Below are 23,100 nucleotides of genomic sequence, written 5' to 3'. Positions count from 1 at the left end.
CATGATTACAATACAAAAAAAGAAAATTCCCGTGAATATTCCCTTAATTATACAAAAGAAAGCTCGCTTAGCCAACCGCTCCAGTAAATTTATATCAAAAAATTCAATAATTCTCCGAATTGCCGTATACTACGGGGAGGTGAGCCGAGCAGCTACACCCAATCGGTACGCAGGAAAGGATACGACAAATGGACAACACCCCTACAGCAGAACAAGAAATTGCACAATGGATGGTCGCGCAGATCCGTGAAGTGGGCACCCTGAAACAAGAAGATGCAATTGCATATGTACGCTCTGAGTATGGAGAGCAGTATGTGTTTATAAGCGAGCATGGTCATGTATCTCTGGAAAAAGAAATCAAAAAAGCATTTCGCAAGCTTCATGGTGGCAGAATCGCCTGGGATCGTGACGGATTTCTCTGGGCCTGGACTTAACAAGCAAAAGCATCTGCCCTAGGCAGGTGTTTTTTTAATGATTTATCCATATATCCTCTGGAGTCGGTTAATTTCTTCCTTCACAAACTGTCGGAGTATTACAGGCTCCACAACTTCAACCCTGCCAATCCAATCCATAGCATCGCGGCAGGCCGCTTCATAACTATACATGTTGACCGTTAGAATGAAATGAGTGCCTTCCTGTACAGACTGGATGATTTCCATCCTTTTCGCTATGATTTCCGCTTGCTTCTTATTCGTTCGGATCAGAACGGGATAGTATTCTTTCTCTGCACAAAGCTGCTTAAACGCGGTTTCTTGTCTCATCCAATGATGCTCCAGCGAAAAATCCTCCGGAACCTCAAAGACTTCCGCAGACGGCTGAACCTCCTTGATTCGCTCACACTTAAAGGTCCGAACCTCCCGCCCAACTTCACAGAAGGCAATGAGGTACCAATCTCCTTTTTTCACCACAAGTCCGTAGGGATGCACATGACGGGAAGAACAGATTCCGTCAGCTTTTTCATATTGAATGTTTATTTTATGGGACCCCCACACCGCAGCTCTTACGGACTCAAGACAAGGAATGGCTATACGTTCCGTCCACCACGGCGTATCATCAAAATAAAACCGCGCTTTGGCTTTCTTAATATCGGACTGATACGAGTCTGGCATCGTCTGTTCCAGTTTGAGCAGAGCATTCTTTAACTTCAAACCCGATTCCGTGGGCCCGCCTGTATAAATGCCCATCCCTGTTAAATACAACTGAATGACATCCCCGCCATTCAACTGTTTCAGGTTCGCCGTATAACCCTCCATTAAATAAATTCCGCCCTTCGGGCCGGAAGCGGTAACAATCGGAACGCCGGCTTCAGCCAGGAGGTCGATATCCCTGTAGATGGAGCGTACAGAGGTTTCCAGTGCCAACGCCAATTCCTTGGCTTTCATTCTCCCTCTAGATTCGATACATAATAAAATCGCGATTAAACGATGCAGTCTCACAATCATTCCTCCACAATAGATGGTTAACCCGAATTGAAAAGATAATGCAAAGATTGTTGACACCCTGTTGGCAGTAATAGGTGTGTATCATAGAAGTAAAGAGGTGTGATGGATGATGAATATTGGAATATTGGGGACGGGATTCGGCGCGTATCATGCCTCACTGTTAAACAACCATCCCAAGGTAAACAGAATCATGGTATTTGGAAGGAACGAAGCCAAGCTGCAAAAGCTGAAAGAGGAGCTAAACGTAGAAGTCACACAAAATATAGAGGATATTCTGCTGGATCCAGACGTGGATATCGTCGATCTATGCCTGCCTTCCCACCTACATAGGTCATATGCGGTGGATTCGCTGAAGCACGGTAAGCATGTATTTTGTGAAACGCCGGTTTGCTTTAATCTCGAAGACGCTCTTCTTATGCAACAAGCTGAGAAGCAATATGACAAAAAGATTCTGGTCAACCAGTTCATTAAGTTTGACCCCGCCTATACCTATCTGTATGAAGCATACCGCCAACAGAAATACGGGAAGCTCATTTCCTTATCTTTGAAGAGAGAAACGTCTCCTCTGTGGGGGGATCTTGGACTAAGCTCCATCCCTACTCAGTTCATGATTCATGAATTGGATTTATTGACCTGGCTATTAGGCCCCTGTGATCCTTGTACAGTCTGGGGTACAGAAGTTACTCATCCTGAACAAGCACAGGTTCGGGCTTACTTTCAGCATCGGGATACATTCACAGAAGTCATCGCCTCATCCCACTTGCCGGGGAGCTACCCATTCACAGTGGCCTATGAGGCTTATTTCGAAAAGGCTAAGCTGGTATTTCATGAAAGCGACGAAACCGATCTTATACCTACCGCATTATATGAGTATACCGCATCAGAACAGCAAAAAATCAACCTCGAATCTGCCAATCCATACGAAAAAAGTTTGGACCATGCACTTGAATGCTTTGGTGGACATCCGGAAAGCCTGATTCCACTGGAGTCAGCTGTACAAGCGCTGAAAGTGGCTATTGAGATTAAAAGCAGACTGGGGAAAGCCCAGCGTTAACCCGGTATTTTTGCAAAATCCTCATCTACGGAATCAGCTTCCTATAAGGAAGCTGTATCCGCAGGCAGGGAAACTTCGTCCGCGTAGTTCGTTGCCATAATCTTGGCTACCCCTGCCGGGTCGTCCGTCTGCCCCAACGCCCACATCATTTTCGTCACTAGCGCTTCCGTTGTCATGTCATACCCCGGAATAACACCCTTCTCCAGTACCTTTTGCCCCACTTCGTAAATCGTCAAATCCCCGCCCTCATAAGGACATTGAGTAGTCACGACAATACTCATACCGTCCTTCATCAGCTCCTCTATTTTGCTGATCAGGCTTCTTTCTTTAAAAGGAACGCCGCCCATACCAAAGCCCTCAATGACGATACCTTTATAGCCCAAGCCCTGAATGGCATCGAAGATCGCCGGATTCGTACCCGGAATCAGCCTGAGCAGAAATACCTCCGAAGCATACCCGTCGTTGTATGGGTGACGAGCGGTACCGCGATTTGCAAATACGCCCTCCGTATAGATCACCTTACCGTTCTCCACGAGTCCGATATACGGATAGTTAATACTCTCAAAAGCATTATAGCTGCGTGTTCTGATTTTTGAACTGCGGCTACCGTTGATAATTTTGCCGTTAAACACGACAAAAACCCCGGCCACCTCGCCACATGCGGTCAGGAATGAGTCGATTACATTCTTTTTGGAATCGCTGTGCTCCGCCAAAATAGAAACCTGCGAACCTGTCACGACGACGGGTTTGTCTACAGTTCCCAACATGAAGCTCAAGGCTGATGCTGTATAAGCCATCGTGTCCGTGCCGTGTGCAATGACAATACCGTCGTATTGATCGAGCGAACGATGTACCATCCGGGCGATGGAAGCCCAATCCTCAGGTTGTGTATTTGTGCTATCAATGCTCATCAGATTATGGGCATCAATCTCGCAAATCTCCTTCAGCTCCGGAATTTCCGCCAAAATATTTTCAGCCGATTGGGTCGGTGTCAGGCCGTTTTCCTGATAGGAGGAAGAAATGGTCCCTCCGGTATTAATGAACAAAACCTTTTTCATATCCAATGTTCCTTCCCGATTACATCTTCACTGTATTGTTCTTAGAATTTATCATGAATAAGTGTGATAAGCTACTTTGCAATGGAAAAGAGTTGGAGATATGAGGGGCCAAAAAAGCACGACAAACAAGCGCGGGCTTTCCCTCCTCCTGCGACTTGTCTAACGTGCTTTTTACATAGGTACAATAAGTCTACAGCGCTGCACATACCTATAAGCCATCCATGTACTTCTTATGGGAATACAGGCTGCTCCTGTGGCGCTCTCTGTACCAACGCTTTGCCCAGAAACTGCCGTGTCCGTTCTTCCTTCGGATTGGTGAAAAACTGCTCCACGGGTCCCTGCTCCACAATCACGCCATGCTCCATCAGCACAACCCGATCCGCTACATCTCTCGCAAAACCAAGCTCATGCGTGACAATAATCATCGTATTGCCTTCACTCGCCACCTTTTGAATGACGGACAGTACTTCATCCACCAGTTCAGGATCAAGTGAGGAAGTCGGTTCATCGAATAACAACACCTGTGGATTCAATGCTAATGCACGGGCAATCGCAACTCGCTGCTGCTGTCCACCCGAAAGCTGGGCAGGATAATAGGTCATACGATCCTTTAACCCGACCTTTTCCAAAATGCCTTCACTGATCTCTCTCGCCTGCTTACGATCCAGCTTTTTCACACTGGTCAGACCAATCATCACATTGTGGAGTGCATTCAAATTTTTAAACAACTGATATTGCTGAAATACCATGGCCGTTGCCATCCGTAGTCCGAGAATGTCCTTTTTTCCCGCCTTGGCCGCGTCTACCTTTACACCCTCAATTTCAATGACACCACTGGTCGGCTGCTCCAAAAAATTAATGCTGCGCAGCAGCGTGGACTTCCCCGATCCGCTTGGGCCTAGGATCACTACGACTTCTCCTTTGCCCACCGTCAGGTCTATGCCCTTCAATACGTGATGCTGCCCAAAATGCTTATGAATTTGATGAAGTTGAATCATACCCTTACTCACTTCTTTCGTAAATTCGAATACGCTTCTCCAGCACGACAAGCCCGCGCTCAATAATAATACACACCAACCAGTAAATCAGAGACACCGCAACATATACCTCAAAAAAAGCCAACGCCCGCGCGCCCATAATTTTAGCCTGTCCCATCATATCGACGACACCAATCATAAAAATAAAAGACGTATCCTTCACCGTACTGATCAGCGTGTTTCCCAAATTGGGCAAAGCCACCGTCAACGCCTGCGGCAGTACAATTTTGAGCATAATTTGTGTTTGGCTCATGCCGATGGAATTAGCAGCCTCAAATTGTCCCCGATCGACCGAATGAATCGCCGCCCGAAATGTCTCCGACAGGTATCCCCCGAGGTTCAATGAAAATGAGAGCAACGCAAACAGCTCGGGCGGAATGACATAGACATTGAACTGCTGTAAGAATCCATATTCGCTCTGGAAATAATACAAAAACTTGGGTATTCCGTAATATACGAGAAACAGCTGCACAATGAGCGGTGTTCCCCGAATGTACGAGACATACAACGTAGATAACGGTGCCAAGACAGGCACCTTGTATATCCGGATTAAGGCCGTAGCTAACCCGATGATCCCACCCAGCAGCATGGACACAAACGCAATCCATAAGGTCACGGGGAGATACTCGACGATCTGGGGAAGGCTTTTCAGCATATAATCAAGATCAAACAGCTTTTCCATAGGAACCCCACTTTACCCTTTACATTGTTATTACTGAGGAATAAATTCCCCGCCTGTCCATTGTTCAGACAATTTTTTCAGTGTTCCGTCCGTTTTCAGCTCTTTAATGATCGGGTCGATTTTAGCTTTCAGCTCTTCGCCCTGCTTATCCTTTTTGAACACCAGGTTGATGTTATCGCTTTGCACCGGCTCGCCCACAGCTTCCACCTGCAAACCTTCCTTCTTGATCGTTGCCGCCGCCATAACCGGATCATTCACATAAGCGTCCACTCGGCCATTTTGCACGTCTTGAAGGTTATCGGACGAAGTACCTGTATCATTATATTTCAAAATAATTTTATTCCCGTTCTTCGCATTATACTGTTCCAGCAACTGTGTGTAGGAATCACCTACCGAGGCTGCTACCTTCTTGCCTTCCAAATCCTTGAGGGAATGAATATCCGTTCTACCCTTTTTCACAATAATAACCGACTGAGCCGAGAAATAGGACTCATCCGAGAACAAATACTTTTTCTCACGTTCAGGATTTTTGGCAACTTCATCTGCGATCATCTGAACTTTATTCGAATCCAGTGCAAGGAATATCGCATCCCAGCCCGAGGGTACAAATTCAATCTTATAGCCGTCCAGCTTCTTGTCGATCTCCTTGACTACTTCCACATCGTATCCGGTCAGCTCGTTTTTATCATTCGTAAAAGCAAACGGCGGGTAGTCATTTTGTGTGCCGACATAGATGACTTTATCCCCCGATGCCGCATCCTTCGAGGAACATCCACTCAAAGCACCCGTTAATAACACAAGAGATAGGCCAATCGCTGCTACCAAAGCAGATTTCTTCATATATGACATCCCCTTTTTTAATATCCAAGTAATTTACTATGATTTTTTATTATAACGGGTTATTCAAATAATACAACAAGTAAATTTCATTTCAATTATTTATCTGAGGATTTTGCAAAAATCCCATAACGACTTTCAATGAACAAGATATATGTTGCACAAAAAAAGGACCCTTGCGGGTCCACTGTTATCCATGAAGCGGAAAACGCTCTGCTGGATGTTCCGGCAAAATGGACGAGATCAACCGTCGTACAGCCGGATGAGCAGATTCAAAAATCTGATCCTTCTCATCACAGCGCTCGATCAATCTCCCCTGCTCCATCACAGCAATGCCATCGCAGACAGCATAAGCTGCCCGAATATCATGCGTGATGAACAGATATGACAATCCAAACGAAGATTTCAGTTCTCCCAGCAGGGATAAAATGTGCATCTGGTGAACCATATCCAGACTGCTGACGGACTCATCCAGCACGATCAGCTTTGGTTTGAGCGCAATCGCCCGTGCGATGTTGATCCGCTGCAATTGTCCGCCGCTGAATTGATGCGGATATTTAATCCGATCCTCTGGCTTGAGGCCGACCCGTTCCAGTAGGCTTTCGACCGTTCTTTTTTGTTCCTGCACCGATAACCGTTCGTAATTGTCCAATGGCTCCCCAATAATCTGCCCGGCGGTCATTCGGGGGTTTACAGCAGAGTAGCAGTCCTGAAATACGACCTGCATATCCCGTCGCATTCCCCTGCGGACTTGGGGGCTCGCATTATAAATGTCCTGTCCCTGGAACAGCACCTGACCCTCCTGCGGCTTCTCCAGCCCCAGAATAACCTTGCCCAGCGTGCTTTTACCAGCTCCACTGGTTCCAAGTAAGCCTAGGCAAAACCCACTCTCTATAGTAAGTGAAACGTTAGCCAACACAGGGGGGCGTGGTTCAGAACGGCCCAGCCATTTGCGCCTTCCATAGCTATGAGTTACTTTCTTCACTTGTAGCATACGCATTCGCTCCCCTTTTGAAAGTGTGACCGTCGAACAGGCGACTAACCACCTACCTGATTCATGCCCCGAATGGACAACTTGGGTCTGACATGCAGCAGCATTTTCGTATATTCATCCTGCGGGTGATCGAACAACTGATGGACCTCAGCCTGCTCAACAATACGACCCTGCTGCATGACAGCCACTTCATCCGCCAATTGGGAAATGACGCCCAGATCATGCGAGATCAGCAAAATGGACGTATTGTATTCCGTACGCAAGCGATCCAGCTCTCTTAGCACCTGTAGCTGATTGACCACATCAAGCGCCGTCGTTGGTTCATCCGCAATAACCACTGCTGGCCGCAGGCACATCGAAATGGCAATCATGACCCGTTGCAGCATCCCGCCGCTCAACTGAAACGAGTAACGCTTCATCAGCTTGGCTGGATCGGGCAAATTCATATTTTCCAGAGCCGTTATGGCAAGATCACGGGCCTGTCGTTTGGTTAATCCAGTGTGCGTACGGACCGTTTCCATAAACTGAGCTCCGATCGTATACACTGGCGTAAAGGCACTCATCGGATTTTGCATAATAAACGCGATTTCCTTGCCTCGAATACGGCGCATCTCCTCGGCCGCCATTCCGTTCAGCTCACGCCCGTTCAGACGGACACTTCCTTCTATGTCCATCGTCTGGCGATCCAGCAATTGGAGCAACGCTTTACAAGTCACGGTTTTGCCGCTTCCACTCTCGCCAACAAGACCCAGAACTTGTCCCCTTTTCAGCTCAAAATGAGTTGGCTCCAGCAGAGACACCGTCCCTGCATCGGTTCTGAGCTTCACCTGTAAGCCGCTGACCTCCAGCACCTTCGCCCTGTCGTCCATCGTTGTAACACACTCCTGTTTTACTGACGTTTGGCAATTCCGTATCGGTCGGACAGCGCCTCCCCCAATATATTGAAGGCCATCACCACCACCAGAATCATAACCCCCGGATAGATCATTAATTCCGGATGGCTGCGGATGTATCCCGTTCCCTCATGAATCATCGCTCCCCATTCGGGGGTCGGCGGTTGGATGCCCAAACCGAGGAAAGACAACGCAGAAATATCCATGATCGCCCAGCCCATTTCCAGCGTACCAATGACCACAATCGGCCGCAGCACATTCGGAATAATATGCCGCCGGATAATGGCTCCTGAGGAGGACCCGCTGATCCTTGCGGCAGCTATAAAATTCCGTTCTTTCAGACTGACGACCATATTGCGGCACATTCTGGCATAATACACCCACTGCACCATCATTAATGCAAGCAGCACCTGCATGAGGCCCGGTCCAAAAATACCGACAATGCCCAGCACAAGCACCAAATTCGGAAACGCCATAATACCTTCACAAAACCGCATCAGCACACTATCGACCCAGCCGCCCACATAACCCGCAAGCGACCCGACCACAACGCCGATGCTAAGCGAGGACAGGAAAATTAAGGTTGCAAAGCCTAGCGAAATCCGTGCGCCATACAGCAACCGGGATAAATTGCACCGACCCAAATGATCGGTTCCCAACCAGTACTCTTTGGAAGGTCCCTCCAGCTTGTGCAGTAAACTGACTTTAACCGGATCATGGGGAGCCAGCCAAGGAGCTAGCGCCATAATAATAAAAAGAGCAGCCAGTACGACAGAGCAGACCACGATTACCTTTTGACCTTTGAACATTGTACGCAATCTTATCATCACTGCTCTGCTCGTCCCTTCGATGAAATACGGGGGTCCATATACAAATGCACCAGATCAACGAGCAAATTGCATACGATGAACAGGCATGCCGCCAAAAACACATAGCATTGTATGACGGGAATATCCCGGTTAAAAATCGCCTCCACAAAATAACGGCCAAACCCGGGCCATGAAAACACCTGCTCCACAATAATCGTTCCGGTCAAAAGTTTGCCCAGGTTCATACCCATACTTGTAATCAGTGGAGCAATGGCAATTTTCAGTACATGCTTGAGCATGATCACCCACTCACGGATTCCTCTAGTTCTCGCATACTGCACATACGTTTCCTGAAGCTGCTCCAACACACTGGAACGCAGCAGGCGCGTATATAAAGCAATCAGAACCAGCGACAGGGTTAACGTGGGCAGCACCAGATGCTGCCACGTTCCTCGCCCCTCTACAGGGAGCCAATCCAATCGAACAGAGAAAAAGAAGATTAACAAATATCCCAGCCAGAACTGGGGAATAGACGCCCCAAAATATGAAATCCCTCGACTAAGCATGTCGATCCAGCCATTTTTACGCATCGCTGCTAGCACGCCCAACGGGATACTCACTAGAATAGATAGCACCATACTGCTCACAGCCAATTCAAAAGTGGCGGGCAGCCGAACTTTGACCTCATCCCATACCGGCTTGTTGGTCAGATACGAAGTACCAAAGTCCAATTGACTGATTCTTTGAAGTGTATGCATATACTGCGTCAGCAAAGGCTGATCCAGCCCGAACTCATGTCTTTTCTGCTCCAGAATCTCTGGAGTAGGATAAATATGAGCAGCACTCAAATAGGCCTCGGCCGGATCAACTGGTGAAATATGAATCAGTGCAAAGGTAACGAGGGTGGCAAAGAGAACAATAGGAATGACCGCTACCATTCGCTTCCCGATATAGCTGATCATAAGTTGTCCTCCTATCCTGTAAACGAACGTTACCCTTCAGTTTTAACTACTTCCCGATTTCAAGCCCACCAAACGGATTTTCATCCCGATTGGCCGGGAATACAAAGTTCGTAATCTTTTTCTGATACACTGCCGTTTTCTTAATATACGAAATAGGCACAATGGCAGATTGCTCCTGAAGCGTCTTCAGAATCGAAGCATACAGCTCTTGGCGCTTGGTTTCATCTGTCGATGAGAGCGCCTCGTGTACTTGCTGATCCAGATCTTTCTTCATGGGAAGGGCGCTCAGCGTCTCGGAAATTCCGAAGCTCTTCTTGGCAATGACGTTAATAAAGGAATGCGGATCATAAGGCGCACCATAGTTATACCAGAAGTACAGATCAAACTGGTTGGATCTAAGGCGCTTAATTTGAACCGTCAGCTCCAGTCCGGTCAGGTTCACTTTGACACCCAGTTCTCCCCATTCGGCCTGAATGGTTTCAGCCATCGCCTTTTGGATTGGATCGGTTTTATCAAAAATCAGCTCAAAATCCAGCTGTTGTCCGTCTTTTTCCCGTACTGTACCGCCTGCGGGCAGCTTCCAGCCAGCCTCATCCAGCAACGCTTTGGATTTTTCCACATCATAGCCAACAGGCTGTAGGTTTACATTCGTATACGGATAGTTTTTGGATAAAACCGTATCCGCTTTTTCCTCCAGCCCTGAAGTCACACCTTCCACCATTGCCTGCTTGTTAAAGCCATGCTGGAGGGCCAGACGTACCCGAAGGTCTGCCAGCTTGGGATTGGACGAGTTGAGCAACAGACTTCTTGTTCCGACAGGCTCGGACAGCGTGGTAACATACTGATTCGTGTCGCGAAGCTGTTTGAAGGCATCCAGACTAATGACACCCTCTCCATAAATCAGATCCAGGTCGCCTTTTTCAAAGGCCATCACACGGGTTTCGCCATCGGGAATGATTTTGACCGTAATTTTATCCACCTTCGGTGCAGTACCCCAATAGTTCGGATTACGCTTAAAGGTTGCATACTCATCTTGCTTGTATTCATCCAGCATCCAAGGTCCTGTACCTACAGGTTTCTTGATTCCTTTGGACGTATCTCCATCATCCGGGAACCCAGCTTCACCCAGAAAACGGAACGGACGAACGACAGACAAATCCTGAAGCACTGGGTAGTATGGCTCTTTGAGCGTCATTCGGAAAGTGCTGTCATCTACAGCTTCAGTTTTGTCGAGAACGCCTACTATACCAAGCCAGCTGTGTGTTTTCTCATTTTTCATGATAGCGTCAAAGTTCTTTTTGACAATGGCCGCATTAAATAGTGTCCCATCCGAAAATTTTACACCTTTGCGCAGCTTAAACGTATATGTCTTACCGTCCTTGGAAATAGTCCAGGATTCAGCCAAAGCAGGTTCCAGCTTGCCTCCTTGCTTGTAGCTGACTAACGGCTCATAAACCATGGATTGTGCAAAAAGTTGGGAAGGATTGTATACATGAGGATTCATCGTGCCAATGTCACGCGGCCACGATAGCGTGATCGACTTTTCATTGGCAGCTCCGTCAGTAGAGGTGGATGCAGGTGTGTTCTCCTGCTTTGCGCAGCCCAAAACAACGGATAATAAGAGGAGCGCCACCAACATAAGGGTAGCAGTCTTGCGGTGTCGAACGGACATCAATGTATTTCCCCTTTTCTATATATGTGATAATGATTATCATAATCATATTTAGAATAGGTATCACGCTCAATTTTGTCAACACTATTCGACAAGCAACCCTCTTATTTCTTTTAAATTTGTAGAATGAGGATTTTGAAAAACCCTAAACTTATGGCTTAATTCGCCAACGTTTGAAACAGAGTACGCGTGTACTCATGCTGTAACAAGTCTTCATCCCATTCCCTAAATATTTCCACAATCTCCCCCTGAACCATGACGGCAACCCGGTCACAAAACTGACGAGTAGATGGGAGATCGTGAGTGATAAATAGGTAGGACAACTGACGTTCCACCTGCATTCTCTTGAGCATGTCCAGTACAGAAGACTGCGTTGTCGTATCCAGATTGGCGATCGATTCATCGAACAAGATAATATTTGGCTCCACCGCCAAAGCTCGGGCAATACATACCCGCTGCTTTTGCCCGCCACTCAGCTGAGCTGGGTATTTTTCCAGACTGTCAGCCTCTAATCCTACCGATTCCAATAGAGACAGACAAATATCCAGCGCCTGCGGCTTTCGCTCAGGGAAATAGTTGTGGATTGGCTCCATTAAAATATCTCGAATGGTCATACGGGGATGCAGCGAGGAGGACGAATCCTGTGCAACCAACTGGATTCGCTTGTACAGCTGAACATCCTTCATCTTTCCGGTGTGAATGGGCTGTTCATCCAGCCAAATCTCTCCTGAGGTCAACGACTCCAGCCCCAGAATACATTGTGCCAGCGTGCTTTTGCCACTTCCACTTTCTCCAACCAGTCCAAGACATTCTCCTTGTCGTAGCTCCAGACTCACCTTCTTCACGGCCTGTTCGCTATCTTGCGTGCTGAACCAACCTTTTCTCCGTTTGCGGACAGGGTATGTTTTGGTCACATTCTTCAATTCCAGCATCACTGGTGCATCCTTCCTTCCAGGCTCATCTCCAACACTCGATCTGCTATGCGACTCATACCTTGGCGATCATGTGAGATCAACAATATGGTGAGATCAAAGTCTTCTCTCAACTGTCGCAGCAATGCCAAGACCTTGTCGCGGTTGATCACATCCAGCGCCGTAGTAGGCTCGTCGGCAATAAAGAGGCTCGGACCGGAGCTTAGCATGGCAGCCAGTAGCACCCTTTGACACATGCCTCCACTTAGTTCAAAAGGATATGACGACAAAATATGCTCAGGATCTGCAAACCCTACCTTGCAGAGCAGAGAGCGCAAATAGGCCTCCCGCACTGGAGTAGCGCCTCCTCTGGCTATTTCAGAGGCACGGCTCAGCACCTGCCGCATCCGTGACAGCACGCTCAGTGGATGGACTTGCTGTGATGCAGTGTGGGATGGGGTAGCATCAGCGTGCCCCAGCTCCATCTGGTCTTGCGGCATCCAACGCCGCCCGTGCAGTCTAAGCGTATCCATCAGCTGGGCGCGGACAGTCCGGATCGGGTTTAACCCGCTCAGCGATTGTTGAATGAGCAGGGCAATATCCTCTCGGCGCAGCCTTTGCCAGCGCCGTTCCTGGAACGGGAGAATGTCTTCCCCGTTATAGTAGATACGCCCATGCGTAACACCGATACCTGGCTCCAGCATGCCTGCGATTGCGTGAGCGGTCAGGCTCTTGCCGCATCCGCTCGGTCCAGTCAGGACCACAATCTCCCCTGAATATATGGAAAAGCTCACATCACGCAGCAGTGGTTTGCTCCCACTTCTGCTTGCTCCTACGCCTGTGCGGCAGATTTCCAAATGTTCCACGTGTAACAACGGTTTTCGACCTGCCACTTGTTCTATCGTATCCTTGCCCCCAAGGGCTGTTTGATCCTCCACTATTTGGCCGCCTCCTTTTCCGAAAAGCGGTCACCCAAAAGCTGGCAGGCAAGTACGAATAGCATAATCGCCAAGCCTGGGAAAATCATGACATGCGGAGCCACCTGAAAATATGAGGTGGCATCATGCAGCATCACGCCCCACTCTGGCTTAGGCGGCTGTACCCCCAGTCCAAGAAAGGACAGCCCAGCGATCATCAGCACCACGCGTCCGATATCCCATACCGCATAAACCAACAACTGCGGCAACGCTTGTGGCAATACATAACGACTCAGTATACGTACGTGTGAATTGCCGGATAAACGGGCATACCGAACGTAGTCCTCCTGACAAGCTTTTTGAACCAGACTACGGATATATCGGACATAGCCCGCCCACCGTACCGCAATAATGGCAAGGGTCATGTTAACAAAACCCGGACCCAAAATACCGACAATTGCCACTGTTAAAATAATATCAGGAAAAGCCAGTACGCCGTCGATTCCCCGCATGACCAGCTGGTCCACGCGTCCGCGCACATAACCAATAAGCAACCCTATAGGCAGACTGAAGCACAACGTAGCTACAGTAATTGCACATGCGATTAGCACGCTCGTCCGAATCCCGTAAATGAGCCGTGACAGCACATCCCGACCCAGATGATCCGTACCGAAAGGGTATTTCCGACTAGGTGGTGCCAGGCGGTTCAAAAGGTCCACTTGGAGAGGATCATGAGGAGCGACCCATGGAGCTAATAACCCAAGCAGCACGATCAGACCAAACAGTAAGCCCCCTGCCAGCAAGCCTCCTTTAAAGGGAAGCCGTATCTTTTTCATTTTCAGCTTCCTCCTTAACGCAAACGTAGCCTCGGATCTATCGCCGTCTGGACCACATCCACCAAACACTGAACTCCTACAATTAAAAATACGGCGAAAATAACATACCCCTGAATCACCGGATAATCTCGCTGTGTAATCGCATCTATAAAATACTTGCCCAACCCCGGCCATGAAAAAATGGTCTCTACAATCACATTACCTGCCAGCATAAATGATAGATTGGTACCTAGCAGTGTAATTATAGGCAGAACCGCATGCCTAAATATCTCAAAAAACAGGATATGCAAACGTGAAAAGCCTCGAGCCTTCGCTGCTTTCACAAAATTCCGGTCACCCAGCTCCAGCATTTGAGCGCGCAGTACGCGTGCTTGCACAGCTCCCAAACCTGCGCCAAGAGTCAGCGCTGGGAGCACTAGATGTGTCCAGTCCTCCCTTCCCATGGATGGGAGCCAGCCCAAGCGAACGGAGAATAGATAGATCAACAGAAAACCAAACCAAAAAGAGGGGATCGACGATCCCAGCAGGGCGAACAGCCTGCCCAGACGATCCAGTGGGCCGCTGATTTTTAGCGAGGCAGCCAGCCCCAGCCCCAGCGTAAGCACCGTCATGACGGCGAAGCCCGCAGCAGCTAGCTCCACAGTAGCAGGAAGTCTGTTCCACAGTTCGGCTAGCACCGACTCCTTGGATACATACGAAGTGCCCCAATGCCCTGTGAACACATCCCGCAGCCAGTTCACATATTGAATATGAAGCGGTTCGTTTAAGCCCAGTTCCTTTCGTAGCGTCGTCAACGCCTCCTCAGAGGCAGGGATATTATGCGCGGTGAGCAAAATGGTAGCAGGGTCTCCAGGGGCCAGCCGCATCAGTACAAAAGTCAGCGTGGACACCACGAATACAATGATAAGCAGCTGCGCCACACGTTCCAGTATAAAACGAATCATAGGATACGCAGCTCGTTATTCCGCAATATCGGATTGCGCTGTAATGTAGTAATACTCGATCGGATGGGGTGTAAAACCCTCCACCCCTTTTTTCACACCAAACACATTATCAGGATGCACAATGAACGACTGTGGCAAATCCGTATTGATGATATCCAGCGCTTGTAGTGTCACAGCATTACGCTGCGCTGTATCCTTCGCCAGCTTCAAGCTGTTCAGAATACTCTCTAGCGGTTTGGAACTATAACGGCTTACATTGGCTTCGCTTTTCGAAGAATAAAACATGTCCATAAAATATTGCGGCTCTCCTGTATGAGCAGTAAGCATACTGTACATAGCAAAGTCCCAATCGTTTTTGGTCAACGCCTCGTCGATATTTTCCACCTTGCGAATCTTGACCTGGATTCCCTCTTTCAGCAATTGGCTTTGGATGACCTCAGCCATAACAGAGAGCTCCGGACGCTGAGGGAAAGTCAGCAGCGTAACCTCGAACGGCTTGCCTTGCTTAGTCCATGTCCCTTGGGCGTCCTTCTGCCAGCCATCCTTCGTCAACAGTTGCTCTGCCGTTCCGTCCAGCGCTTTACGCTCAACTTTACCGAAGGGAAGAATGCTCGGGAACGGGCTGCTTGCCTCCGTACCGAAGCCCCTCATGACGGCGCTCACAATCGATGCGCGTGGAATCAGGCTGTCCACCACCTTACGGTTCGCCGCATCCTTGAATACTGGCGATTCCATATTGTACACGATCATATGGGTGCGCAAGGACGGAGCTGACAGTACTTGTAACTTGTCGTTCTTTTTCAGTACCTCTGCGTTATCAACCGGAATATCCGTCGCTACGTCCACCTCGCCGGATTGCAGCGCCATCAGGCGCGAATTCCCGTCCGTAATGAACTTCATCGTCGCTTCAGCTAATCGTGCCTTCTCGCCCCAATATCCGTCATAACGCTCTACGACCAAGGATTGGTCCTTGTTGAACGCTTTGACTTTAAAGGCGCCTGTCATCGCTGGGTAACTCTGCTCATCTTTCATTGATGCCACATCCAGTACAATCGTCGATGGATCAGCTAGATTGGACACCAACGCCGCATTTGGCTGGTTTGTCGTGATCTTCAAGGCCAGCGGGCCGCTTACATCAATGGACTTCACATTCAGTAAATCCTTCGCCAGATGGCTTTTCTCAATAGAGCGTAACAAAGACGCTTTTACACTTGCTGCATCCATACTTTTTCCATTATGAAAAGTGACTTTATCCTGCAAGCTGAACGTCCAAACTGTAGGGCTATCCTGCTTCCACTCCTTTGCCAGCCAAGCCACAGGCTCCAGCTTTTCATTCAAACGTACCAGTGTCTCACCTGCACCGGATCGCATCACATCCCAGCTATTATCTCCATGCGGGTCAACGCCTGACGGTTTCCATGTATACGCCATTACCAGCTTTTTATTTGTCGCTGTTTGTTGTGCTGACGCGTTTTCACCCTTGCCGGAGCTATCCGACGTCCTATTGCTGGCACATCCCGAAAGAGCCATAACTGCCAGCAGCAGCATCACCCCTGTACATATCAACCATGAACGCCTGCTACGATTGCTAATCATTCGATGAATCCCCCTCTATCTTGTAAAACCGCATAAAACTAACGCAAAACGCGAAAAAAGCATTCCAGACCACTTAATTAGCAGTCAGAAATGCCTTCAATATAAAATGTCAGAACTCACCTCGAAGCCAACTCCAAAAACATAGAAGGGATCAGATCGGTTTCAGACATTCCGTATGCAGCACGCCTAACCACCTCCCCAGCATCCCGTGGGTCTGACAGTGATGTCAAAACAGGCAGGTCTCCTGACTCCAGGCGTATCTTTCAGGCCTTCCCGGTTCTTCACAATTCCAGTGGCTGTTCTGAAAGCTCCAGCAGTATCCTGCTGATGCCTGTATACAGTGGCGGGCCCGTGTCGGAATCAACCGAACTTCCCTTTTAAGTGAACATGCTCAACAACTATGTACATCGTCTCTACGAAACCCCATACATAGAGTTGTCCGGCTCACACCTGTTTTCTTCCTTTATTTCTTTTCATTACGATCTTATTTTGTTGTCACAGGCTTGTCAATAAAGGCTGCACAATAATTTAAATTTGAACGATAAGGTAGAAACAAGACCTAACCTCCAATTGCGTGCACGCAATTGAAGTGTTAAAATTAGGTATAGAGTAAACCACCGTGTCCGTATACTAAAAAGAGTCTTCGCCGCGCCAACGGCAAAGACTCTTAGGACTTGAAAGGCTGTGGATCACCCACGGCGCGCTGCATAACTAATGGTTAATGCAAACGAAACCCACCGTTAGGGGCCAACCTAATTACGCGGTGGGTTTTCGCTTGTTCCGAAATTTCCGACGCAGCCAGCGATAAAGTTTACGAATACTAAACACCAGGCTTAGTAATGTAACCATCCAACGCAATACATCGTAGCACGACACAAGTGTGACCATCGGCTTCACCCCCTTTCGGGAAGCTGCACCGTGGTCCGAAAACATCCACCACTATTCAAAATCCATAAGGTAAATTATACCATGATATCACCCACCACTCTAGCAAATTCTTCTAGTAAGTAAACTGGAAAACGCACCAAATTAGAGCTACCTATTTCATCCCGCAGTTTATCTATATATCCCCAGACAGCAAGGGTATCTACTATCTGGATAACCCCATGCCAAAAAGCCGGAAAAGAGGCATACGGCCTCTCTCCGGCTATCTTTATTCCTAATCATCAAACCTTCTGTGGAACCTCCTGAACCGTCACGCTTTTGACCGATTCCCCTTGTTTTCTCGTCAAAACGATGTTCAAGACAATCGCTGTAATCGAGCCCGAAACAATACCATTTTGCAACAGCATTTTGGCAAAGCTCGGCAGCTGGTCGAACATTTGTGGCAGAACGGCAGAACCTAGGCCCACAGCAATACTGCATGCTGCGATCAGCAGATTGCTTTCCTTTCGCAGATCCACTTCTGACAAAATAGACATGCCTGATGCAGCGACCGAGCCAAACATAACGATCATCGCCCCGCCCAGCACAGCGTTAGGAATCACTGTCGTTAAAGCAGCCAGCTTAGGCAGCAAACCGAGAACAACCATGATACCGCCCGCAGCAAAAATAACGTTCCGCGATTTGACGCGTGTGAGCGAGATCAGACCCACATTTTGCGAGAAGGCTGTATAAGGAAACGCGTTAAAAATACCCCCAAGCATAATCGCAAGTCCTTCCGAACGAAGTCCATTGACGATCTGCTTTTGCTCTACCTTTTGATCAATCGCCTTGCCTACTGCCAGATAAACACCCGTAGACTCGACCATGCTGACAATATTGACGATAACCATCGTACAAACTGCCATAATGCTAAACTCTGGCTTACCAAAATAAAATGGCTCCGCAACACTCACCCATGACGCATCTGCCACGGGAGCAAAATGCACCATTCCCATCGCATAAGCAACCACCGTGCCTGCAAACAGACCGATGAGCACGGAAATCGAGCGCATAAAGCCCTTTGCCAACCGATTCACAAGCAGAATAACCAATAATGTAACCAGCGCCAGCAGCAAATTACGCGGCTGTCCAAAATCCGCGCTGCCCTGGCCACCTGCTACATTGTTCATCGCCACCGGAATAAGGGATAGACCGATAATTGTAACGACCGAACCCGTAACGACCGTCGGGAAAAAGCGTAGCAGCTTGCCATACAGCGGTGCCGCAAGCACCACGAATATACCAGACAAAATAATGGCACCGTACGCTGTCGCCAAATTTGAGGTCGAAGCAATCGCGATAATGGGGCCTACTGCCGTAAACGTACAGCCTAAAATGACAGGCAGTCTACTACCGAAAAAGCGTGTGCCCATAATTTGTAATAACGTAGCAATCCCGCAAGTGAACAGATCGGCAGCCACCAAATAAGCCATCTGGGCTGGAGTCAGGTGCAATGCTCCCCCTACAATTAGAGGTACAGCAATGGCTCCAGCGTACATCGCCATGACATGCTGGAAGCCCAGTGCGAATAACTTTTGTTTACTTAACATCCCACATTCTCCTTAACAGGAGCAATTACTACGCCAGCTTCCTCTATAAAATCGACCTCGCCTGGTGCCATGGAAGCGATACGCGCAAGAGAACGTACGGCGATGCCTCTTTGCTCCAACAGTCCACGGCCTTCCTGGAAGCTCTTCTCAATCACACAGCCAACCCCGGCCAGCTCCGCTCCTGCTTCCTTTACAATATCCGTAAGTCCGACCAATGCTGCACCAGTTGCCAAAAAATCATCTACGATCAGCACATGGTCGCTGGCATCAAGGTATTTTTGGGAGATACTCACCTGATAGGTTTCCTGCCGAGTGAACGAATGAACCTCTGCGAAGTATACCTGCTCATTCAGCGTGATGGCCTTCTTTTTCTTCGCATAAATGAACGGGACCCCCAAGGCAATAGCAGTAGCCATTGCAAATTGAATACCACTAGCTTCAATGGTAAGCACCTTGGTGATCGGAGCACTGCCGAAAAGGCGTGCGAACTCCTTCCCAATCTCCAATGCTAATGCTGTATCTACCTGATGATTCAAAAATGAATCTACCTTTAATACAGTGTCAGATAAAATTTGTCCCTCTTGACGAATACGTTCTTCCAAAACTTTCATTATGCGAGTATCGCTCCTTCTGTACTTTAAAATAGTGAGGATTTTGCAAAATCCTGAACAGTAAAACCTGCCAAAACCAAAAAAGGACAGGCTCCCTTGAGTTGTTTCTCAAGTGAAGCCTGTCCTTGGGGTTGTAATCCCTGACGGATTAGCGCACAAATAAATGCCCGCATTCATCCAAAGCCGATGCGCTATCACTCATAGTCGGACGATTACAGTGGTCATCCGGTAGAAACTTTTGGGCCATATCCCCAATATTATACGAGTCATATGAAATTGATATCTTGTATACTACACCCTCTGGCGGACGGTTTCAAGATTATTTTTCATACAAACAGCGGCATTTGAAGAACCTCCACAATTTGAATATCGCAGCAACACACCGATTCCTGTTCGAGGTATATATATAGTAGAAAGCAAATGTTAAAAAACGCAAAACCATACAAAACAACATTTAATTTTATTTTTATTTTTAAATTCAAAAGAAAAACCAAAAATTATATTTCCGTTTATGTTGACTGCACAGACAAACGGAAGTAGTATGGAATTAGTTAAGAAACAAAAGGCAGACTTTGGGGCTGCCAGGACTTCACCATGCAAGGAGATTAGATATGAACAACTATCTTGCTGTTGATATTGGAGCTTCAAGCGGAAGACTCGTGAGTGCAACTCTACAAGGTGAACAAATTCACTTGCAAGAGCTTCACCGTTTCAACAACTCCTTTACCGAAAAGGACGGGCACGATTACTGGAATATCGAGGAACTATTGAATGAGATTATTCAAGGCTTGCAAAAAGCTAAGCAGAAGGGGATTCATTCCTGTACGCTCGGCATTGATACATGGGCTGTAGATTACGTGTTACTTAATAAGAAAGGTAACCGCATTCATGAGGTATACGCTTACCGGGATGCACGTACCCTCCACGCACCCGACAGGCTGCATCAGCTCATCAGTCGAGAGGCTGTGTATGAGAAAACAGGCATTCAGGAACTAAACTTTAATACCCTGTATCAACTGTTTGTCCATGATCGGGAACAGCTTGCCCAGGCGGATAAAATATTGATGGTCCCTGATTATCTGTACTATCGCCTGACAGGCATCATGACCAATGAAATCACGAATGCGTCCACGATGCAGCTTCTCAACGTGAACACCCGAGAGTTTGATGAAGACCTGCTGTCCCTGCTCCAACTGCGGCGCAATCAGTTTTCAGAGCTTGCCGAGCCTGGGCGGGTTCTGGGTTCTCTTTTGCCGGAGCTTGTTCAAAAATACGATCTTCCGGACTGTCAGATCATTCTTGCGCCTACTCACGATACTGCATCGGCCGTTGCAGGTGTTCCGTCACAGCGGGAAGAATCTTGGGCTTATATTAGCAGCGGCACGTGGTCACTACTGGGAATGGAACGATCCGAAGCCTTGAATACGAAGGCAGCCATGCAGGCGAACTACACGAATGAGTGGGGCGCTTACGGTACGTACCGTTTTCTGAAAAATATTATGGGATTGTGGATGATTCAGGAGGTCAGAAGAGAAGGGGGCTGTGCACATAGCTTTGCCGAATTGGCCCAACTGGCCTCAGCAGAAGCACCGTTTGTCAGTCTTGTCCTCTGTAACCATTCATCCTTCTTAAACCCGGATAGTATGACCCTTGAAATCCAGCGATTCTGTGAAGAAACAGGCCAGCCCATCCCCAGGACGCCGGGTTCACTTGCCCGCTGTATTTTTGACAGTCTGGCCTTAAGCTACCGCGATGCCTTACACGAACTGCAACGTTTAACAGACGAAACGATTACCAGATTGCACATTGTCGGCGGAGGCGCTAACAACGAATTACTATGTCAGCTAACCGCCGATCTCTTGGGAATTGAGGTTCAGGCAGGTCCTTCCGAATCTACGGCCATCGGCAATATTGTCGTGCAATTAATTAGCTCTGGTGTTCTTGAGAATCTCAAGGCTGCTGGCCGAACCATCGCCCGCTCCTTTCCGACTCGGCTATATGAGCCACAATCGGTGGAAGGCGTGCAAGAACTTTTGGATCGCTGGGAGCAGCTTAAGATACAAGCAACATCCTCTATTCACATATCTCAATAAAGGAGTAAAGCCATGAACGAAGCCATTGAAGCCAGTTATAACGAAGCGAAAAAGCTGTATGCCCGCCACGGTATTCAAGTGGACGACATTTTACGGAAGCTTTCACAAATCAAAATATCACTGCACTGCTGGCAGGGAGATGATGTTCAGGGATTCCTGTTCAAAGACAAACAGCTTAGCGGGGGGATTGCCGTAACGGGCAGCTACCCGGGCAGAGCCGGCACGCCGCATGAGTTGCGTCAGGATTTAGAAAAAGCCTTATCACTCATTCCGGGTAAACACAAGGTCAATCTGCACGCCATCTATGCGGACACCACAGAACAAGTGGATCTGGATCAACTGGAGCCACGCCATTTTCAGAACTGGGTAGACTGGGCCAAACAGCAAGGACTTGGGCTTGATTTTAATCCAACCCTGTTCTCCCATCCTAAAGCGGAAGACGGCTTCACACTGAGTCACAAGGATTCGGAAATCCGTGATTTCTGGATCACACACTGCAAAAAATCACGCAGGATTGCCGAGTATTTTGGCAAAGAACTCGGTCAGCCCTGTGTCACAAACCACTGGATGCCGGACGGCTATAAAGATACTCCGGTTGATCGGTTGGCTCCAAGAGAACGTCTGCGTGATGCGCTGGACGACATTTTCAGCGAGGAAATCAGCGAGGAATACAACATCGATGCGGTTGAAAGCAAGCTGTTTGGCATTGGCTCGGAAAGCTATGTCGTGGGCTCACATGAATTCTATATGGGTTACGCCCTGACACGCGGTAAATCTATCTGTCTCGATGCGGGTCACTTCCATCCAACCGAAGTCATTTCGAACAAACTGTCCTCTGTGCTGATGTTCACCGACCAATTATTGCTCCATGTCAGCAGACCGGTTCGCTGGGACAGTGATCATGTCGTGACAATGGACGACGAATTGCTGGACATTGCCCGTGAGCTGGTTCGCGGTGAATTGCTTTACCGAACCCATATCGGTCTTGATTTCTTTGATGGCAGTATCAACCATGTGGCAGCATGGGTCATCGGAACACGCAACACGATTAAAGCGCTGCTTCGCGCTATGCTCGAACCGATTGAAGCATTAAGGCAGGCGGAAGAGGATCGGGACTTCACCACTCGTCTTGCTCTAGTCGAAGAATTCAAATCGTATCCGTTTGGTGCGATATGGGATTACTATTGCGCTCAAAACAGCGTTCCCGTTCGTGAGGAATGGCTGGCCGAAGTAAAAAACTATGAACAACAAGTACTGTTGAAACGATAACTGCTGAAA

The 23,100-nt window shown here is 48.2% G+C and carries 21 protein-coding genes and 2 riboswitches; of the genes, 4 read left to right on the top strand and 17 right to left on the bottom strand.

The features are described from left to right. Positions 1-188: 188 nt before the first annotated feature. The gene (locus G9G53_RS04675; protein ID WP_069012262.1) at positions 189-434 is read left to right on the top strand and encodes a DUF6953 family protein; all 246 of its coding nucleotides are present in this window, start codon (positions 189-191) and stop codon (positions 432-434) included. 42 nt (positions 435-476) lie between these two features. On the opposite strand, the gene G9G53_RS04670 is transcribed toward G9G53_RS04675, so the two are convergent. Then, positions 477-1,436 carry a helix-turn-helix transcriptional regulator gene (locus G9G53_RS04670; protein ID WP_029518794.1) on the bottom strand — a complete coding sequence of 320 codons (960 nt, stop codon included), beginning with the start codon at positions 1,434-1,436 and terminating at the stop codon, positions 477-479. 112 nt (positions 1,437-1,548) lie between these two features. Here G9G53_RS04670 and G9G53_RS04665 point away from each other — a divergent pair, with 112 nt between their 5' ends. Beyond that, complete coding sequence (locus G9G53_RS04665; protein ID WP_165145674.1) at positions 1,549-2,496, top strand: Gfo/Idh/MocA family protein; 948 nt, start codon at positions 1,549-1,551, stop codon at positions 2,494-2,496. Positions 2,497-2,537: 41 nt separating this feature from the next. Here the strand turns inward: G9G53_RS04665 and G9G53_RS04660 are convergent, their stop codons facing one another. The 16 genes from G9G53_RS04660 to G9G53_RS04585 form a co-directional block, all read right to left on the bottom strand. After that, a complete protein-coding gene (locus G9G53_RS04660; protein ID WP_165145671.1) occupies positions 2,538-3,554 on the bottom strand; it encodes an asparaginase in 1,017 nt (338 codons plus the stop codon). A gap of 230 nt (positions 3,555-3,784) precedes the next feature. Next, positions 3,785-4,552 (bottom strand): amino acid ABC transporter ATP-binding protein, encoded by a 768-nt coding sequence (locus G9G53_RS04655; RefSeq protein ID WP_165145668.1) that lies wholly within the window; start codon positions 4,550-4,552, stop codon positions 3,785-3,787. 4 nt (positions 4,553-4,556) lie between these two features. Continuing rightward, entirely contained in the window at positions 4,557-5,273 is a 717-nt protein-coding gene (locus G9G53_RS04650; protein ID WP_013312615.1) for an amino acid ABC transporter permease, read from the bottom strand. A 30-nt stretch (positions 5,274-5,303) separates the two neighbouring features. Then, complete coding sequence (locus tag G9G53_RS04645) at positions 5,304-6,113, bottom strand: transporter substrate-binding domain-containing protein (protein WP_165145665.1); 810 nt, start codon at positions 6,111-6,113, stop codon at positions 5,304-5,306. A 187-nt stretch (positions 6,114-6,300) separates the two neighbouring features. Next, a complete protein-coding gene (gene nikE / locus G9G53_RS04640; RefSeq protein ID WP_039271913.1) occupies positions 6,301-7,110 on the bottom strand; it encodes a nickel import ATP-binding protein NikE in 810 nt (269 codons plus the stop codon). A 38-nt stretch (positions 7,111-7,148) separates the two neighbouring features. Beyond that, the gene (locus tag G9G53_RS04635) at positions 7,149-7,973 is read right to left on the bottom strand and encodes an ABC transporter ATP-binding protein (protein WP_165145662.1); all 825 of its coding nucleotides are present in this window, start codon (positions 7,971-7,973) and stop codon (positions 7,149-7,151) included. A gap of 20 nt (positions 7,974-7,993) precedes the next feature. Further along, a complete protein-coding gene (gene nikC, locus G9G53_RS04630) occupies positions 7,994-8,824 on the bottom strand; it encodes a nickel ABC transporter permease subunit NikC (RefSeq protein ID WP_080658671.1) in 831 nt (276 codons plus the stop codon). Beyond that, entirely contained in the window at positions 8,824-9,768 is a 945-nt protein-coding gene (gene nikB, locus G9G53_RS04625) for a nickel ABC transporter permease subunit NikB (protein ID WP_165145659.1), read from the bottom strand. Before nikB (G9G53_RS04625) ends, nikC begins: the two co-directional genes overlap by 1 nt. Positions 9,769-9,814: 46 nt before the next feature. Then, positions 9,815-11,440 (bottom strand): nickel ABC transporter substrate-binding protein, encoded by a 1,626-nt coding sequence (nikA, locus tag G9G53_RS04620; protein WP_165145656.1) that lies wholly within the window; start codon positions 11,438-11,440, stop codon positions 9,815-9,817. Between the two features lie 158 nt (positions 11,441-11,598). Next, positions 11,599-12,375, bottom strand: a complete 777-nt coding sequence (locus G9G53_RS04615; RefSeq protein WP_165145653.1) for an ABC transporter ATP-binding protein — start codon at positions 12,373-12,375, stop codon at positions 11,599-11,601. Further along, positions 12,372-13,289, bottom strand: a complete 918-nt coding sequence (locus G9G53_RS04610; protein WP_165145650.1) for an ATP-binding cassette domain-containing protein — start codon at positions 13,287-13,289, stop codon at positions 12,372-12,374. The genes G9G53_RS04615 and G9G53_RS04610 overlap by 4 nt, the downstream gene beginning before the upstream one ends. After that, complete coding sequence (locus G9G53_RS04605; RefSeq protein WP_165145647.1) at positions 13,289-14,104, bottom strand: ABC transporter permease; 816 nt, start codon at positions 14,102-14,104, stop codon at positions 13,289-13,291. The genes G9G53_RS04610 and G9G53_RS04605 overlap by 1 nt, the downstream gene beginning before the upstream one ends. Before the next feature lie 14 nt (positions 14,105-14,118). After that, the gene (gene nikB / locus G9G53_RS04600) at positions 14,119-15,048 is read right to left on the bottom strand and encodes a nickel ABC transporter permease (protein WP_165145644.1); all 930 of its coding nucleotides are present in this window, start codon (positions 15,046-15,048) and stop codon (positions 14,119-14,121) included. A 15-nt stretch (positions 15,049-15,063) separates the two neighbouring features. After that, positions 15,064-16,644, bottom strand: a complete 1,581-nt coding sequence (locus tag G9G53_RS04595; RefSeq protein ID WP_165145641.1) for an ABC transporter substrate-binding protein — start codon at positions 16,642-16,644, stop codon at positions 15,064-15,066. 217 nt (positions 16,645-16,861) lie between these two features. Next, a riboswitch (cobalamin riboswitch) is annotated at positions 16,862-17,059 on the bottom strand. A 751-nt stretch (positions 17,060-17,810) separates the two neighbouring features. Further along, positions 17,811-19,118, bottom strand: coding sequence for a nucleobase:cation symporter-2 family protein (locus G9G53_RS04590; protein ID WP_165145638.1), 1,308 nt, complete (start codon positions 19,116-19,118; stop codon positions 17,811-17,813). Continuing rightward, a complete protein-coding gene (locus G9G53_RS04585; RefSeq protein WP_069012276.1) occupies positions 19,112-19,729 on the bottom strand; it encodes a xanthine phosphoribosyltransferase in 618 nt (205 codons plus the stop codon). The genes G9G53_RS04590 and G9G53_RS04585 overlap by 7 nt, the downstream gene beginning before the upstream one ends. A gap of 181 nt (positions 19,730-19,910) precedes the next feature. Continuing rightward, positions 19,911-20,014: riboswitch (purine riboswitch) on the bottom strand. A gap of 326 nt (positions 20,015-20,340) precedes the next feature. On the opposite strand from G9G53_RS04585, the gene rhaB reads away from it, so the two are divergent. After that, a complete protein-coding gene (gene rhaB, locus G9G53_RS04580; RefSeq protein ID WP_165145636.1) occupies positions 20,341-21,822 on the top strand; it encodes a rhamnulokinase in 1,482 nt (493 codons plus the stop codon). Between the two features lie 12 nt (positions 21,823-21,834). Beyond that, positions 21,835-23,091, top strand: a complete 1,257-nt coding sequence (rhaA, locus tag G9G53_RS04575) for an L-rhamnose isomerase (RefSeq protein ID WP_165145633.1) — start codon at positions 21,835-21,837, stop codon at positions 23,089-23,091. Positions 23,092-23,100: the final 9 nt, after the last annotated feature.

It is taken from the genome of Paenibacillus sp. EKM206P, from assembly GCF_011066155.1.
GTDB classification, from domain to species: Bacteria; Bacillota; Bacilli; order Paenibacillales; family Paenibacillaceae; genus Paenibacillus; species Paenibacillus polymyxa_D.
This window is presented reverse-complemented; position numbering and strand designations above follow the sequence as displayed.

What these genes read in the sequence shown, in the direction of transcription:
- rhaB (WP_165145636.1), top strand. Translation starts at nt 20,341, where the DNA reads ATGAACAACTATCTTGCTGTTGATATTGGAGCTTCAAGCGGAAGACTC.
- nikA (WP_165145656.1), bottom strand. Translation starts at nt 11,440, where the DNA reads ATGTCCGTTCGACACCGCAAGACTGCTACCCTTATGTTGGTGGCGCTC.
- G9G53_RS04595 (WP_165145641.1), bottom strand. Translation starts at nt 16,644, where the DNA reads ATGATTAGCAATCGTAGCAGGCGTTCATGGTTGATATGTACAGGGGTG.
- nikB (WP_165145659.1), bottom strand. Translation starts at nt 9,768, where the DNA reads ATGATCAGCTATATCGGGAAGCGAATGGTAGCGGTCATTCCTATTGTT.
- nikC (WP_080658671.1), bottom strand. Translation starts at nt 8,824, where the DNA reads ATGATAAGATTGCGTACAATGTTCAAAGGTCAAAAGGTAATCGTGGTC.
- G9G53_RS04590 (WP_165145638.1), bottom strand. Translation starts at nt 19,118, where the DNA reads ATGTTAAGTAAACAAAAGTTATTCGCACTGGGCTTCCAGCATGTCATG.
- G9G53_RS04605 (WP_165145647.1), bottom strand. Translation starts at nt 14,104, where the DNA reads ATGAAAAAGATACGGCTTCCCTTTAAAGGAGGCTTGCTGGCAGGGGGC.
- nikB (WP_165145644.1), bottom strand. Translation starts at nt 15,048, where the DNA reads ATGATTCGTTTTATACTGGAACGTGTGGCGCAGCTGCTTATCATTGTA.
- G9G53_RS04675 (WP_069012262.1), top strand. Translation starts at nt 189, where the DNA reads ATGGACAACACCCCTACAGCAGAACAAGAAATTGCACAATGGATGGTC.
- G9G53_RS04655 (WP_165145668.1), bottom strand. Translation starts at nt 4,552, where the DNA reads ATGATTCAACTTCATCAAATTCATAAGCATTTTGGGCAGCATCACGTA.
- nikE (WP_039271913.1), bottom strand. Translation starts at nt 7,110, where the DNA reads ATGCGTATGCTACAAGTGAAGAAAGTAACTCATAGCTATGGAAGGCGC.
- G9G53_RS04635 (WP_165145662.1), bottom strand. Translation starts at nt 7,973, where the DNA reads ATGGACGACAGGGCGAAGGTGCTGGAGGTCAGCGGCTTACAGGTGAAG.
- G9G53_RS04650 (WP_013312615.1), bottom strand. Translation starts at nt 5,273, where the DNA reads ATGGAAAAGCTGTTTGATCTTGATTATATGCTGAAAAGCCTTCCCCAG.
- G9G53_RS04665 (WP_165145674.1), top strand. Translation starts at nt 1,549, where the DNA reads ATGATGAATATTGGAATATTGGGGACGGGATTCGGCGCGTATCATGCC.
- G9G53_RS04645 (WP_165145665.1), bottom strand. Translation starts at nt 6,113, where the DNA reads ATGAAGAAATCTGCTTTGGTAGCAGCGATTGGCCTATCTCTTGTGTTA.
- G9G53_RS04660 (WP_165145671.1), bottom strand. Translation starts at nt 3,554, where the DNA reads ATGAAAAAGGTTTTGTTCATTAATACCGGAGGGACCATTTCTTCCTCC.
- rhaA (WP_165145633.1), top strand. Translation starts at nt 21,835, where the DNA reads ATGAACGAAGCCATTGAAGCCAGTTATAACGAAGCGAAAAAGCTGTAT.
- G9G53_RS04585 (WP_069012276.1), bottom strand. Translation starts at nt 19,729, where the DNA reads ATGAAAGTTTTGGAAGAACGTATTCGTCAAGAGGGACAAATTTTATCT.